Raw genomic sequence first — 14,056 nt, forward strand, 5'->3', positions numbered from 1 at the left:
CGAGGGAGGGTCCCGTGACCGGAGTGTTCTCGGGGTTCTTCATCGTCTGGGCCGTCATCCTGACCGGCTACGCCGTGGGCCGACGGGGCGTGCTGGGCCCCCAGGGGCAGCTCGTGCTGAGCAAGTTCGCCTTCTACGTGGCCAGCCCGCCGCTGCTGTTCCTCACCATCTCCGAGGCGGACATCGCCCAGATCCTCTCCGCGCCGCTGCTGGTGGCCGCCGTGTCCGCCGTGGCCACCACCCTCGTCTACGCCGGGATCGCCCGGTGGGTGCTGCGCCGGGACGCGGCCACCACCCTGATGGGCGCCCAGGCCGCCTCCCAGGTGAACTCGGCCAACCTCGGCATCCCGATCGCCGTCTTCGTGCTCGGGGACGCGTCCCAGGTGGTCCCCGTCATCCTGTTCCAGCTGGCGCTCAACACCCCCGTCTACCTGACCGTCATGGACACCCTCACCGACGGCCGCCGTCCCAGCCTCGGCAGCGTCCTGGGCAACGTGGTCACCAACCCGATGATCGTGGGCTCCGGGCTGGGGATCCTCTTCGCCGTCACCGGGTGGCGGCTGCCGGAGGTGGTGCACGAACCCGTGGAGCTGGTGGCCGGGGCCTCCATCCCGGCGATGCTGATGGCCTTCGGCATCTCCCTGGTGGGCGCCTCCCCGCTGCGGCGGGGTGCCGGGCCGCGCCGGGACGTGGTGCTGGCCAGCACGCTCAAGCTGCTGCTCCACCCGGCGCTGGCGTTCCTGTTCGCCCGGTTCGTGCTGGGCCTGGACGGGCACCTCCTCTACGCCGTGGTGGTGATGGCCGCGCTGCCCACCGCCCAGAACATCTACGTGGCGGCCGTGCGCTACGGCCGGGCGGAGCAGCTGTGCCGGGACACCGTGCTCGTCACCACGGTGGTCGCCATGCTGACCATGGCGGTCGTGGCCCTGCTGCTCTCCTGAGCCGCTCCGCCGCGCCCCAGAACCTCCCGGCGCGGGGCCGCGCCGGGCGCCGTACCGAGCGAAAACGACCGGGCGCACCGGGACACGCAGGGACACGCCCGGGCCCACGGCGGCACACCGATGCAAACCGTCAGGTTACTGGTCTGTGAGGTAGCGCACTCATAGACTGAAAGCTCCGTGCAGGGGTGGTCGACCGGCAGCACCCGCCGCCGACCGTCCCGCCGACCGGGTCCCACAGGATCCCCTCGACGCCCCTCGCGGACCGCCACATCGCCGAAGGGGAGGAACAGACCGTTGACCACCACCTCACACCCCCACAGAGCACCGGGCAGGCGGCGGCTCAGCGCCGCCGCGGCCCTCGGTGCCGTGGGCGCCCTGCTCATGACGGGGTGCGGTGACGCCGACGCCGGCGCCACCCCCACCCTGACCTGGTACATCAACCCCGACGCCGGCGGTCAGGCGGAGCTCGCGCAGCAGTGCTCCGAGGAGTCCGGAGGCCGATACAACATCGAGACCTCGCTGCTCCCGCGCGACGCCGCGTCGCAGCGCGAGCAGCTCGCCCGGCGCCTGGCCGCCGGGGACAGCTCGATGGACATCATGAGCCTGGACCCGCCCTTCATCCCCGAACTGGCCGAGCCGGGCTTCCTGTCCCCCGTGCCGGGGGACGTGGAGGAGGCCACGACCCAGGACGTCCTGGCGGGGCCCCTGGAGGGCGCGAAGTGGAAGGACGAGCTGGTCTCGGTGCCGTTCTGGGCCAACACCCAGCTGCTGTGGTACCGGGAGTCCGTGGCGGAGGCCGCCGGTCTGAACATGGACGAGCCGGTGACCTGGGACCAGATCATGGACGCCGCGCGGGAGCAGGACAAGTACCTCGGGGTGCAGGGCACGTCGGCCGAGTCGATGACCGTGTGGGTGAACGCCCTCGTGGCGTCCGCGGGAGGCTCGATCGTGGAGAACCCGGAGGCCCCCTCCGACGAGATCTCGATCGGCCTGGACTCCGACGCCGGCCGGAAGGCGGCCGAGATCGTCGGGACCATCGGCCAGGACGGGCTCGGCGGTCCCGGCCTGCCGACCGCCGACGAGAACGCCTCGATGATCCAGTTCCAGTCCGACGACGGCTCCTTCATGGTCAACTGGCCCTTCATCTACGCGGCGACCGCCGCCGCCGTGGAGGGCGGGACGGTCGACCGGTCCGTGTACGAGGACATCGGCTGGGCCCTGTGGCCCCGGGTGGACCCGGACGAGCCCTCCGCTCCCCCGCTGGGCGGGATCAACATCGGCGTGGGCGCCACGTCCGAGCACCAGGAGCTGGCGTGGGAGGCGGTCGAGTGCATCGTCCAGCCCGAGAACCAGGCCTACTACTTCGTGAGCAACGGCAACCCGGCGGCGTCCGAGGCCGCCTACGAGGACCCGGAGGTCCGGGAGGCCTACCCGATGTACGCCACGATCCGTGAGTCCCTGGACAACGCGGCCCCGCGCCCGCAGACGCCGTTCTACAACGAGGTCTCCACCGCCATCCAGCAGGAGTGGACCCCGCCGGCGTCCGTCACCGAGGACACGCCCCGGCTCACCGCCGAGTTCATCGAGTCCGTCCTGAGAGGAGAGCGGCTGCTATGAGCACCGTCGTCAACCCCAACGCCCCCGGCACCGGGCCCCGGGAGGTCTCCCCGGCCCCCGTGACCGGCCGCCGCAGCGCGAAGCCGCTGATGTCCGACCGGGCCCGGTCGGAGCGCAAGCTCGGCTGGATGCTCGCCGGTCCGGCGTTCATCGTGATGCTGCTGGTCACGATGTACCCGATCCTGCAGGCGCTGTGGGACTCCTTCTTCTCGTTCCGGCTCACCGCCCCCGGGGAGAAGGAGTTCGTCTTCCTCGGCAACTACGCCACGGTCCTCACCGACGGGGTGTTCTGGCAGGACCTGTGGATCACGGTGCTCATCACGATCGTCACCGTGGTCGTGGAGCTCGTCCTCGGCTTCGCCCTGGCGCTCGTGATGAACAACGCGATCCGCAACACCAAGGGTCTGCTGCGCACCGCGATCCTGGTGCCCTACGGCATCATCACCGTGGTCTCCGCGTTCGCCTGGTTCTACGCGTTCGACATCACGACCGGCTACATCAACAACTGGTTCTCCTGGGTCCCGGGCATCGGCCCGGACTTCAACTGGTTCGCGTCCCAGTGGCCGGCCCTGTTCGTGATCATGGCCTCCGAGATCTGGAAGACCACGCCGTTCATCTCGCTCCTGCTGCTCGCCGGCCTGGCCCAGGTGCCGAGCGAGTACACCGAGGCGGCGCGGGTCGACGGCGCCACGTGGTGGCAGCGGATGTCCCGGGTGGTCCTGCCCAACATGAAGGCCGCGATCATGGTGGCCGTGGTGTTCCGCGCCCTGGACGCGTTCCGCATCTTCGACAACATCTTCATCATGACCCAGGGGCAGTACGGCACGGAGACCCTGTCCCTGCTCGCCTACCGCACCTCCATCGGCCGACTGGAGATCGGGCTCGGCTCCGCGATCTCCGTGATCCTGTTCGTCTGCGTGCTGCTGATCGCCTTCGTCGCCATCAAGGTGTTCAAGGTCGACCTCGCCGGCGCCGGGAAGGGAAGGTAACCCATGACCACCAAGCAGAAGGTCGGATGGGGCGTCGTCACGGTCCTGGTCCTCGTCTACGCCCTGTTCCCCGTCGCCTCGATCCTCATGACGTCCTTCAAGACGCCCGCGGACCTGACCTCCGGGAAGTTCCTGCCCACGCAGTGGGTCGGGGAGAACTACTCCTCGATCTTCGTGGGGCAGGCCCGCGAACTGTTCGTGCCCTCCCTGATCAACTCGATCGGCATCTGCCTGATCGCCACGGCCGTGGCCGTGGTGCTCGCCACGCTCTGCGCCTACGCGATCGCCCGGCTGGACTTCCCGGGCAAGAAGATGATCCTGACGGTCGCCCTGGCGGTGTCCATGTTCCCCGTGGTCTCGATCGTGACCCCGCTGTTCAACCTGTGGCGCCAGATCGGGCTGTACGACACCTGGCCCGGCCTGATCATCCCCTACCTCTCGCTCACCCTGCCGATCTCCATCTGGACGCTGACCGCGTTCTTCCAGCAGATCCCGTGGGACCTGGAGCGGGCGGCCCAGGTGGACGGCGCCACCACGTGGCAGGCGTTCCGCAAGGTCATCGTGCCGCTGGCCCTGCCCGGTGTCTTCACCACGGCGATCATCGCGTTCTTCATCGCCTGGAACGACTTCGTCTACGGCATCGGCCTCACCTCCACCGAGGCGGCCCGGCCCGTCCCGGCGGCGCTCGCGTTCTTCACCGGCGCCTCGCAGTTCGAGGACCCGGCGGGCGCGATCTCCGCGGCGGCCATCGTCGTCACCATCCCGGTGGTGCTGCTGGTGCTGCTGTTCCAGCGCCAGATCGTCTCCGGCCTCACCCAGGGCGCGGTCAAGGGCTGAGCCCGCGCCGCCTCCCGCATCTTCCGAACCGAACGAAGGACTGAGTCCCAGATGGCATCCATCACCCTCAACCACCTCGTCAAGAAGTACGGCGACGGCTTCCCGGCCGTCAACGACGTGTCGATCGACATCGCCGACGGCGAGTTCCTCATCCTCGTGGGGCCCTCCGGCTGCGGCAAGTCCACGCTGCTGCGGATGATCGTGGGCCTCGAGGACATCACCTCCGGGGACCTCCTGATCAACGGCCAGCGGGTCAACGAGAAGGAGCCCCGCGAGCGCAACCTGTCCATGGTGTTCCAGAACTACGCGCTCTACCCGCACCTGACCGTCTACGAGAACATCGCGTTCCCGCTGCGGCTGTCCAAGGGCAAGTTCTCCGACGAGGAGATCGACCGCAAGGTGCGCGCGGCGTCCTCGACCCTGGACCTCGACGACCACCTCGAGCGCAAGCCGGCCAACCTCTCCGGCGGTCAGCGCCAGCGCGTGGCGATGGGCCGGGCGATCGTGCGGGACGCCGACGCGTTCCTGTTCGACGAGCCCCTGTCCAACCTGGACGCGAAGCTGCGCGGCCAGATGCGCACCGAGATCGCCCAGCTCCAGCGCCGGATGGGCATCACCTCGGTCTACGTGACCCACGACCAGACGGAGGCCATGACCCTCGGCGACCGCGTGGCGGTGCTCAAGAAGGGCATCCTGCAGCAGATTGCCTCGCCCCGTGAGCTCTACGAGCAGCCGGCGAACCTGTTCGTGGCGGGGTTCATCGGCTCCCCGTCGATGAACTTCCTCCCGGCGCACGTGAAGGGCAGCGTGTTCGACACCCCGCTGGGCGAGATCCCGGTCCCCGAGAAGGCCGCCGGGAAGCTGCCCGCGGACGGGTCGATCGTGCTGCTCGGCCTGCGCCCCGAGCACTTCAACGACGCCAAGTTCGTGGACGAGGCGATCGCGTCCCGCGGCACCGTCTTCGATACCGAGTTCACCCACACGGAGTGGATGGGCAACGAGCAGTACGGCTACATCAACTACCGGCAGGACGACTCGGTCAAGGCGAAGCTCGACGAGCTGGCGCAGGAGCTGGACGGGGACGAGATGCACCCGCAGATCGTCGTCTCCCTCGACGCCACCTCCCGCATCCGCGGGGGGACGAAGGGCAGGATCTGGGTCGACACCCGCCGGATGCACGTCTTCGACCCCGAGACCGGCGCGAACCTGACCCGGGACGAGGAGGCCGGCGCCGAGCTGACCCGCGAGGCCGTCGAGGAGCGCAAGGCCGAGATCGAGCGGGCCCGCCAGGAGCTGGCCGCCGCCGGCTGAGCACAGGGCGCTGCGCCCGGTGCCCGAGGAGCCCGCCGCCCGCTGCCGGGGCGGCGGGCTCCCGCGCGTCCAGGACGCGGCAGGTGTCTGCGAGCCCAGTGGCGCGACAGGTGCACGGGAGCCCAGGGGCGCGGCAGGTGCCGGCGAGCCCAGGGGCTCAGCCGGTGCCCGGCAGGCCGAGCGAGAACCACCCCACGAGGGCGAGGACGGCGAGCAGGCCCGCGGAGGACGCGGCCGAGCTCAGCCGCGGGTGCCGGAGCCCCCAGGGCACGAGCCGGTGCCAGCGGGCCGCGGCCTCCCGCGCCGTCGCGCGCTCGAGGTGGGTGCGGGGCGCCCCCAGCGCCACGGCGACGTCCTCGAGGGCGCGGGCGTCCCACACCGCGCCGTCGAGGCCCAGGACCCGGCGGCCCGAACGGCCCGCCGCCCACAGGTGGGGGCGGTCGGCCGAGCGCGGGGCGCCGGCCGCCCGGTGCAGGGCCCCGACCGTGACGACGTGCTCCACCTCCGTGAGCGGCGTCGCGGCGAAGCCCACGGTGCGGGAGCGCAGGACGTGGCTGTCCGTGCGGACGACCAGCACGGGACGCAGCCGGACCCAGCACGCGGCGGCGGCGGCGAGCACGAGTACGAGCACCACCACCGACACGCCGGGGGCCGGCCGCCGCGCCCAGAGGAACAGCACGAGCACCACGACCACCAGCAGCGGGCCCAGGCAGGAGAGCAGGCGCCGGCCGTAGGAGCTCAGCCGGGGACGCAGCACGGCGCGGACGGGTCCGTACTTCTCGGGGACCTGGCGGACGGAGTCGGCCATGGGGAGTCAGCTCCAGACGGGGGACGATCGGTCGGGGGAAGGGGTGCGGCACGTAGCGTACCCGTCCGGGGGCGGACCGTGCCCCGGACGGGCCTCGCCCGGCCCGGTGCACGCACAGGCCGGGGGGCGATCGGCTAGCGTGATCGGATGGAGTCCAACGTCCGCGTGCTGAAAGCCCTCGGGGCCTGGCTGTTCCTCGTGCTGCTCGGGGTGGCGGCCGCCGCCGTCACCATCGCCCTGGTCAACAAGTACATGTACGGCCCGGAGACGGACGTGCGGGCCTACATCGAGGACCTGCGGGACGGGGACGGCGGCGAGGCACTGGGGCTGCTCAACGCCCGCGTCCCGGAGGCCAACGCGGCGATGCTGGACGGCGACCCGCTCGAGGCCGCGGCCGAGGACCTCGAGGACCTGGAGGTCTCCACCGTCTCGGAGGACGGCGAGCGGGCCGTGGTCCGCGCGGACTACACCCTCGACGGCGAGCCGCACAGCTCCGAGTTCGCCCTCCACCCCGTGGACACCCAGTGGGGCTTCTTCACGGTGTGGGCGTTCGACGAGACCCCCCTTCCCACGGTGACGGTCAGTCTGCCGGGGGCCACCTCGGTCGACGTGAACGGCATGTCCGTGGCCCTGCCGGAGTCCTCCGCGGAGTTCTCCGCCTTCTTCCCGGGCGCCTACACGGCCTCCTACACGTCCGAGCTCGTGGCGGCCGACCCGGTGCGCACCGTGCTGACCGACCCGGGCCAGCAGGCGGAGATCGTCCTGGAGGCCCGGCCGACCGAGGCCCTCGAGCAGGAGGTGGACCGGCAGATGAAGGAGTATCTGGACGGCTGCGCCGGGCAGGGCAGCCTCTTCCCGTCCGGCTGCCCGTTCTCCTTCGAGTTCGACGGCCGGGTCTCGGGGGACGTGGAGTGGACGATCGAGTCCTATCCGGACCCGGAGATCGTCGTGGGCGCCGAGGGCGGCCCGGGCTGGGCCCTGGAGCCCGCGCAGGGCACCGCGCGGATCGCCTTCGACTCCCTCGACCTGTTCACCGGGGACGTCGAACGGCTCGAGCGCACCGTGCCGTTCGAGGTCGCCGCCGACCTCGACATCGACGGCTCGACGGTGCGGGTCGACCCGCGCGGCTGAGCCCGTCGCGCGGGGACACCCCGGGGAGACATCCCCGGGCCATCCCCCGGGACACCTCCCGGCTCGACCCTCAGCCGGGACCGATCAGTTGACGCCGCGCAGGTCCAGGACCAGCTCGCTCTCCCCCTCGGCGTCCAGCACGAAGGGGATGCCCCAGTCCTGCTGGTAGAGGTGGCAGGCCGCGTGGTCGGGGATCTCCCCGCCCGGCTCGCCGTCGCACGCCGCGGCGCGCGCGGTGATGTGCAGGACGCCCTCGGTGACGCCGTCCGCCAGCACGAGCTGCCGGCGCAGGCCCTGGGCCGTGCCGGCGCCCTCGGCCAGCGCCTCCTCGGGGGAGGACGAGATCTTCAGCTGCGTCGGGTCCCCCCACCGGTCGTCGAGCTTCTGCCCGGTCGGCGCCGCGAAGCGCACCTCGACCGCGAGCGCGCCCGGGGCGAGCCTGGTGCGGGCCCGCTGGGTCCGCGACGCCCCCTCGTCGACGCGCTGGGCGGCGGCGGGGATCGGCACGCGCACCAGGCGGTGGGCGTTGGCCTCGACGACGACGAGCAGCGGCTCCTCCCCCGAGACGTCCAGCAGCACGTCGGAGGGCTCGGCCAGGCCGCGGGCCAGCGTGGCCACCTGCCGGGTCCGGGGGTCGTAGTGGCGCACGGCGCCGTTGTAGGTGTCCGCCACGGCCACCGACCCGTCGGGCAGCTGGGCCACGCCGAGGCAGTGCTGCAGGCGGGCCCCGCCGGCGTCTCCGTCGCGGAAGCCGAAGTCGAACAGCCCCTCGCCCACGGCGGTCTCGACCGCGACGGCCCCGTCGTCGTCGAACCGGAGCACGCGCAGGGCCGAGGTCTCCGAGTCGGCGATCCACACGTTGCCCTCGTGGTCCTCCGCGAGCCCCGAGGACTGCGCGAACCACGCCTCGGCGCCGGACCCGTCCTTGAGCCCCTCGTCCCCCGTGCCCGCGAGCACGGCGAGCCGGCCGGTCCGGGGGTCGAACGAGAACAGCTGGTGGGTGCCCGCCATGGCCACCACGAGCCGGTCGGCCCGGGCGGACCACACGACGTCCCACGGGGAGGACAGCGCCACCTCCAGCGGGTCGGCCTCGGGGTCGATGTGGTTCGGCTCCGCCCCCCGCGCGCGCTCCTCGTCGAGCAGCCGCTGCACCCCGCTGCCGGCCACCGTGCGCACCTGCCCCGTGGCGAGGTCCACGCCCCGGAGCCGGTGGTTGACGGAGTCCGCCACGACCACGTCGTAGCCGGCGGCCGCGCGCACCTCCTCGGGCAGCAGCGTGAGCCCCTGGGGCTCGGTGAAGCGCGCGGTCCCCGGGTCGCCGTCCGCGTGGCCCTTGCCCGCGCCGATCACCCGGCGGACGGTCTCGAGGTCGTTGTCGAGCTGGACCAGGCGGTGGTGGCCCGTGTCGGAGACCAGGAACGAGCCGTCCGGCAGCGGCAGCACCTTGCCCGGGAAGCGGAGGTCCCCCTCGGGCGCCGGCCGGGGCACGTACGGCCCGTCGCCGCGGTGCAGGGTGCCCCGGGCCTCGTGCTCGGCCACGAGCTCCTCCACGAGGGTGACGAGGCCCTGGACGTGGCCCTCCCCCGAGAGGTGCGCCACGATGTAGCCCTCCGGGTCCACCACCACGAGCGTGGGCCACGCGCGGGCCGTGTAGGCGTCCCAGGTGGTCAGCTCGGGGTCGTCGAGCACGGGGTGGTGGACTTCGTAGCGGTCCACGGCGGCCGCGAGCGCGTCCGGGTCGGCCTCGTGCTCGAACTTCGGGGAGTGCACGCCCACCGTGACGAGGACGTCGGAGAAGCGCTCCTCGAGGGGGCGCAGCTCGTCGAGCACGTGCAGGCAGTTGATGCAGCAGAAGGACCAGAAGTCCAGGACCACGACCTTGCCGCGCAGCGCGGCGAGGTCGAGGTCCCTGCCGCCGGTGTTGAGCCAGGCACGGCCCTGCAGCTCGGAGGCGCGGACGCGGGAGGTGAGGCGCATGGAGGGGGATCCTTTCGGGGCGGAGCAGGACGGGGTGGACCAGGGCGGGACGTGCGGCGGGACGGGCGGCGGGGCTCAGGGCCGGGCGGCGCGGTCGTCGCGCTCGGCGAGCCCGGCCATCATCTCGTTGTAGGCCTTGAGCTCGGCGTCGTCCGTGCGGTCGGCCTTGCGGTCCGCACGGCGGTTCTCTTTGGTGCCCTCGATCGCCCACATGATCGCGACGACGACGGCGACGACGACGGTGGGGAACTCGCCGATCCCCCACATGAGGGCCCCGCCGAGCTGCTGGTCCTCGATCGCGGAGCGGCCCCAGTCCCGGCCGGTGTTGCCGAACCAGGAGGCCTGCAGCAGGGTGTCGGAGCCCATGAGGGCGACCCCCACGAAGGCGTGGTAGACCATCGTGGCCAGCAGCAGGACCAGGCGCATCATGTGGCCGGGGCGGTACGGGACGGGGTCCGTGCCGATCAGCACCAGCATGAACAGGTACCCGGTGATCAGGAAGTGCACGACCATGAACACGTGGCCCACGTGGTAGTGCAGGGTGAAGTGGAACAGCGGGGTGAAGTAGAAGACCACGATGGAGCCGGCGAAGTTCACGGCCGCGAAGATCGGGTGCGTCACGACCCTGCCGAACCCGGAGTGCACGAGCCGCAGGATCCACTCGCGGGGCCCGCGGGTGCCGTCCGGGCGGGACTCCAGGGCCTTGAGCAGCAGGGTGACCGGCGCGCCCAGGACCAGGAAGATCGGCACGACCATGGTCAGTGCCATGTGCTCGACCATGTGCGCCGAGAACAGGACCCGGCCGTAGACGGCGAACCCGCCCGAGGTGATGAAGAACAGCACCCCGACCCCGGTGAGCCACGAGAGGGTGCGCAGCACGGACCAGGAGTCCCGGCGCCGGCGCACGCGCACGAACGCCCACAGGTAGACGGCCGCGAGGAACACGCAGACCGCGAGCCACAGCCAGTCGACGCGCCACGTGGTGAACCACGAGGCCGCGGTGGGCTCGGGCGGCAGCTCGTACCAGGTGAGGATCAGCGCCGGGGAGGCGTCCGGGGCGATCTCCTCGGGCACCGGCGGGGCGGTCCGGGACAGGGCCACGGCGACGCCCATGACGGCGCCCATCACCAGCAGCTCCCCGAGCACGAGCTGCCACACGGCGCGGCGGGCCGTGAGCCGACCGGCCTCGAGCGCGGGCACCAGCCACCGGCGGTGCGCGAGGCCCGCCAGGCCCAGGCCCAGCGTGAGGACGAACTTGACCAGCACGAGCCACCCGTAGCCGCTGAAGAGCTGCTCCCAGGAGCCGATGCGCACGGCCGCGTTGACCGTCCCGGAGAGCAGGACGAGGAGGAAGGCACCGAGGGCGACCGCGGAGAAGCGGCGCAGGACCACGGCCGCGATCGGCACCCGCCGCCGCGGGCCGGCGGACGGACGGCCCCGGGCGGCGCCCTCGGGGAGCGTGCCGGTGCCGGCCTCCGGGGCGCTCAGCTGCGGGGAGAGCCAGGCGAGCACCACGAGCCCTCCCGTCCACAGCCCCGCGCCCAGCAGGTGCAGGCCCAGGGAGTTGACGGCGCCCATGTGGTCGTTGCCGCCGGCGGAGTGCCCGTTGAGGGCCATGGCGACGAGGGCCGCGCAGGACAGGGCCAGGGTGAGCAGCAGCCCGAGCAGCGCCCGGATGCCGAAGACCAGGGTGGTCACGACGGCGGCCACCACGACGATCGCCGCCTGGGCCTGCCCGGTGGGGATGTCCGTGGTGTAGTGCAGCAGCTGCTGGGTGTAGGTCCCGTCCCCGCCCACGGGCACGCCCGCGACGTCGGAGTAGGACAGGACGAGCACGGCCACGGCGGCCACGGTCCAGACCACGGCTGCGGCCTCGGCGAGGCGCAGGGTGCGGCGGAACAGCGGGTGCTCGGGGGCCGCGGCGCGGTCCCGGGCGCCCCGGCGGCGCCCGCCGACGGTGGTCGGCACGACGCCCACCGCGAACAGCAGGGCCCCCATGACCACCACCAGCGCGCCGTTGTGCACGAGCTCCGCGGCGGGCAGCCCCCAGCGGACCAGCGCCCCGGGGTCGGCGGCGAGCCGGGCCGCGCCGGAGCCGGTCCACAGCATCGCCGCGAGGAGCGCCGCGAGGGCCACGAGGGGCACGGCCGCGAGCCACCAGGGGTCGATCCCCCGGTCGCCCGGCCGGGCGGCGGTGCCGTGGTCGGCGCGCTCGGCCGTCCTCGAACTCATGGTCAGTCTCCTTCATCCGCCCCACGACGACGGGGCGGCCCGTCTCCATTGTCCCTCCCCGAGCGCACCGGCCCGTGCGCGTGTGCCGGATCCCACACGGGCGGTCCTCAGTCCTCGAAGAGCACGTCCCCCACGAACCCTCCCTCCGCGCAGCCCGGGGGCACGGCGAAGACCGCGGACCCGACCGGGGTGGTCCAGGCGTTGAGCATGTCGAGCTCGTCGAGCCGGCGCTGGATCGGGACGAACTGGCGGTCGACGTCCGCGCAGTACGCCGCGAAGACCATCCCCGCGTCGCTGACCCCTCCGGTGGTCGCGCCCCGGCCCCGGGTGCCCGAGGCGCCCGTCACGGGCAGGTCGTAGTTGTAGACCCGCCGGTGGATCCGCTCGAGGGGGTCCTCCGAGCGGGAGCGGCGCACGTGGGCGTAGTCCGCGATGACGGGGAAGCCCAGCGGCCCCCGCGCGGCGAGGTCCGGCTCGTCGTGCTCGGCGCCGCCCGTCAGCGGGGCGCCGTCGCGCAGGCGCCGCCCGACGGCGTCCTCCCGCGCCGGGGTGTCCGCCTCGTCCCAGGTGTCCAGGTTCATGGCGATCCGGCGGACGACCAGGGCCGTGCCGTCCGGGACCCACGGCGCGAAGCCGTCCCGGCCGTGGACCACCCGCTCGTACTCCTCGCTGCCGCCCCGGGGGTTGACGGTGCCGTCCACCTGGCCGAAGAGGTTGCGCATGCTCTGCCCGTCCGGGACGGAGCCCACGGTGTGCCGGAAGCCGTCCTGCACCCAGCGCACGGCGGCGAAGGAGCGGGCGGCCTTGAGCAGCACCCGCTGGGCGTGCGAGACCGCGAGGCGGTCGTCGGCGCAGATCTGCAGCAGCAGGTCGCCGTCGCTCCACCGCTCCTCGAGCCGGTCGATCGAGAACGGGGGCAGGGGCCGCAGCCAGGCCGGCACGCGGTCCGGGGCGACCAGTCCGAGCAGCCGCCGCCCGAAGCCGAGGGTCACCGTGAGCCGCGCGGGGTGCTCGGCGAGCCACGGCTCCTGGTCGGCGACCGGCGCCCGGCCCTGGGTCAGGGCGGCGGCGTCCTCGGAGAGCACCCGCAGCAGGCGCCGCACCGCGTCCCGGGTGGTGTCCCGGTTCAGGTCCAGCGCCACGAAGGCGGCGAACGCCTGCGGCGCGGTCGCCACCCCGGCCTGCCGGGGGCCGTGGAAGGGCTCGACGGCCTGCCCGTGCCCCTGCGGTGCCGCCCGGGCGGTGTCCTGCGGGGCCGCGGCGGGGGCCCCGGCGCGGCGGGCCGACTCCAGGCCCAGGGCGGTGGCGGCGCCGACGCCGGCGGCGCCGCCCGCCACGAGCAGGCGCCGCCGGTCCAGGCCGCGGGCCTCACCCACGGCAGCCCAGCAGGTCCGCCGCCGGCGTGGCCCCGGAGGGCGACCCCGTCCCGCTCGCGTGGCCCCCGGCGTGCCCCCCGCCGTCGCCGGCGCCGGCGTCCTCGCTCCCGCCGTGGCCCGGGGCGTACTCCTCCTGGGCGCCCGCGAAGTCGCGGACGGCCGCCGTGACCGTCTGCTGGGTCCCGTCCTCGAAGCGCAGGACGAGCTCGAGGTCGTCCCCGGCACGGAGCCCGCAGCGCAGGTCCAGGAGCATGAGGTGGTCCGCCCCGGGCTCGAGGGCGTAGGACTCCCCCGGCGCGATGCCGACCGGGTCCTGCATCCGCTGCATGACCGTGCTGCCGGTCTCGGGGTCGAGCACGGTCTCGTGCAGCTCGACCGCCCCGGCGACGCCCTCGGCGGACGCGCCGGTGAGCACGACCGGGGCGTCGCCCTCGTTGACGAGGGTGCCGAACACCCCGGTCATGCCTCCGGCGGGGGCCGCCTTCGCCCAGGGCTGCTCCACGGTGAGCGGTTCGTGCGCGGCGGCGCCCCCCGCGTCGTGCGGGGAGGGGGCGCCGGAGGCGGAGGTGGACGCGGCGGACGGTGCCGGTTCCTGGGCGGAGGACGCGCAGCCCGTGAGCGCGAGGGCGCCGAGGGCGAGGACGGTGCTGGTGCGCAGCAGCGCGGCGGGCAGAGAGGTGGACAGGGAGGTGGGCAGGGAAGTGGGCATGGGTGCTCCTGGGAGTCGATGACGAGGGTGCGCGGGGCGGGGCACGCGCAGGAGGGTGCACGGCGGCAGCCCCCGGGGGCGCGGCGGCGCCCGGCGGGCTGCGGGCGGCAGGTGCGGACGGTGCGGGA

The 14,056-nt window shown here is 73.3% G+C and carries 11 protein-coding genes; 6 read left to right on the plus strand and 5 right to left on the minus strand.

Going from position 1 to position 14,056, the window contains the following annotated elements; all coding sequences use genetic code 11:
- Positions 1-14 precede the first annotated feature (14 nt).
- The 5 genes from AC6CH6_RS14320 to AC6CH6_RS14340 all read left to right on the plus strand — a co-directional run bounded on the left by AC6CH6_RS14320 (position 15) and on the right by AC6CH6_RS14340 (position 5,695).
- Positions 15-941: an AEC family transporter gene (locus tag AC6CH6_RS14320; protein WP_498255625.1), complete on the plus strand. Its 927-nt coding sequence runs from the start codon at positions 15-17 to the stop codon at positions 939-941.
- A 294-nt stretch (positions 942-1,235) separates the two neighbouring features.
- On the plus strand, positions 1,236-2,558 hold the full coding sequence (locus AC6CH6_RS14325) for an extracellular solute-binding protein (protein WP_017832628.1): 1,323 nt from the start codon (positions 1,236-1,238) through the stop codon (positions 2,556-2,558).
- A complete protein-coding gene (locus AC6CH6_RS14330; RefSeq protein WP_498255626.1) occupies positions 2,555-3,547 on the plus strand; it encodes a carbohydrate ABC transporter permease in 993 nt (330 codons plus the stop codon). The genes AC6CH6_RS14325 and AC6CH6_RS14330 overlap by 4 nt, the downstream gene beginning before the upstream one ends.
- 3 nt (positions 3,548-3,550) lie before the next feature.
- A complete protein-coding gene (locus AC6CH6_RS14335; protein ID WP_095650364.1) occupies positions 3,551-4,384 on the plus strand; it encodes a carbohydrate ABC transporter permease in 834 nt (277 codons plus the stop codon).
- Between the two features lie 51 nt (positions 4,385-4,435).
- On the plus strand, positions 4,436-5,695 hold the full coding sequence (locus AC6CH6_RS14340) for an ABC transporter ATP-binding protein (RefSeq protein ID WP_133409144.1): 1,260 nt from the start codon (positions 4,436-4,438) through the stop codon (positions 5,693-5,695).
- Between the two features lie 157 nt (positions 5,696-5,852).
- Here AC6CH6_RS14340 and AC6CH6_RS14345 read toward each other — a convergent pair whose 3' ends face one another.
- Entirely contained in the window at positions 5,853-6,503 is a 651-nt protein-coding gene (locus AC6CH6_RS14345) for a hypothetical protein (protein WP_498255627.1), read from the minus strand.
- A gap of 147 nt (positions 6,504-6,650) precedes the next feature.
- Between AC6CH6_RS14345 and AC6CH6_RS14350 the strand changes: the two genes are divergently transcribed.
- Entirely contained in the window at positions 6,651-7,634 is a 984-nt protein-coding gene (locus tag AC6CH6_RS14350; protein WP_498255628.1) for a hypothetical protein, read from the plus strand.
- Between the two features lie 84 nt (positions 7,635-7,718).
- Here AC6CH6_RS14350 and AC6CH6_RS14355 read toward each other — a convergent pair whose 3' ends face one another.
- The 4 genes from AC6CH6_RS14355 to AC6CH6_RS14370 form a co-directional block, all read right to left on the minus strand.
- Positions 7,719-9,611 (minus strand): NHL domain-containing thioredoxin family protein, encoded by a 1,893-nt coding sequence (locus AC6CH6_RS14355; RefSeq protein WP_368810141.1) that lies wholly within the window; start codon positions 9,609-9,611, stop codon positions 7,719-7,721.
- A 75-nt stretch (positions 9,612-9,686) separates the two neighbouring features.
- Positions 9,687-11,843, minus strand: coding sequence for a bifunctional copper resistance protein CopD/cytochrome c oxidase assembly protein (locus AC6CH6_RS14360; protein WP_498255629.1), 2,157 nt, complete (start codon positions 11,841-11,843; stop codon positions 9,687-9,689).
- A gap of 107 nt (positions 11,844-11,950) precedes the next feature.
- Positions 11,951-13,219: a Dyp-type peroxidase gene (locus AC6CH6_RS14365; protein WP_498255630.1), complete on the minus strand. Its 1,269-nt coding sequence runs from the start codon at positions 13,217-13,219 to the stop codon at positions 11,951-11,953.
- Positions 13,212-13,928 carry a copper chaperone PCu(A)C gene (locus AC6CH6_RS14370; protein WP_498255631.1) on the minus strand — a complete coding sequence of 239 codons (717 nt, stop codon included), beginning with the start codon at positions 13,926-13,928 and terminating at the stop codon, positions 13,212-13,214. The genes AC6CH6_RS14365 and AC6CH6_RS14370 overlap by 8 nt, the downstream gene beginning before the upstream one ends.
- Positions 13,929-14,056 lie beyond the last annotated feature (128 nt).

It is taken from the genome of Kocuria sp. GQ42, assembly GCF_059758435.1.

Coding starts and splice junctions, on each gene's coding strand:
- AC6CH6_RS14360 (WP_498255629.1), bottom strand. CDS start 11,843: ATGAGTTCGAGGACGGCCGAGCGCGCCGACCACGGCACCGCCGCCCGG.
- AC6CH6_RS14345 (WP_498255627.1), bottom strand. CDS start 6,503: ATGGCCGACTCCGTCCGCCAGGTCCCCGAGAAGTACGGACCCGTCCGC.
- AC6CH6_RS14335 (WP_095650364.1), top strand. CDS start 3,551: ATGACCACCAAGCAGAAGGTCGGATGGGGCGTCGTCACGGTCCTGGTC.
- AC6CH6_RS14330 (WP_498255626.1), top strand. CDS start 2,555: ATGAGCACCGTCGTCAACCCCAACGCCCCCGGCACCGGGCCCCGGGAG.
- AC6CH6_RS14340 (WP_133409144.1), top strand. CDS start 4,436: ATGGCATCCATCACCCTCAACCACCTCGTCAAGAAGTACGGCGACGGC.
- AC6CH6_RS14355 (WP_368810141.1), bottom strand. CDS start 9,611: ATGCGCCTCACCTCCCGCGTCCGCGCCTCCGAGCTGCAGGGCCGTGCC.
- AC6CH6_RS14350 (WP_498255628.1), top strand. CDS start 6,651: ATGGAGTCCAACGTCCGCGTGCTGAAAGCCCTCGGGGCCTGGCTGTTC.
- AC6CH6_RS14370 (WP_498255631.1), bottom strand. CDS start 13,928: ATGCCCACTTCCCTGCCCACCTCCCTGTCCACCTCTCTGCCCGCCGCG.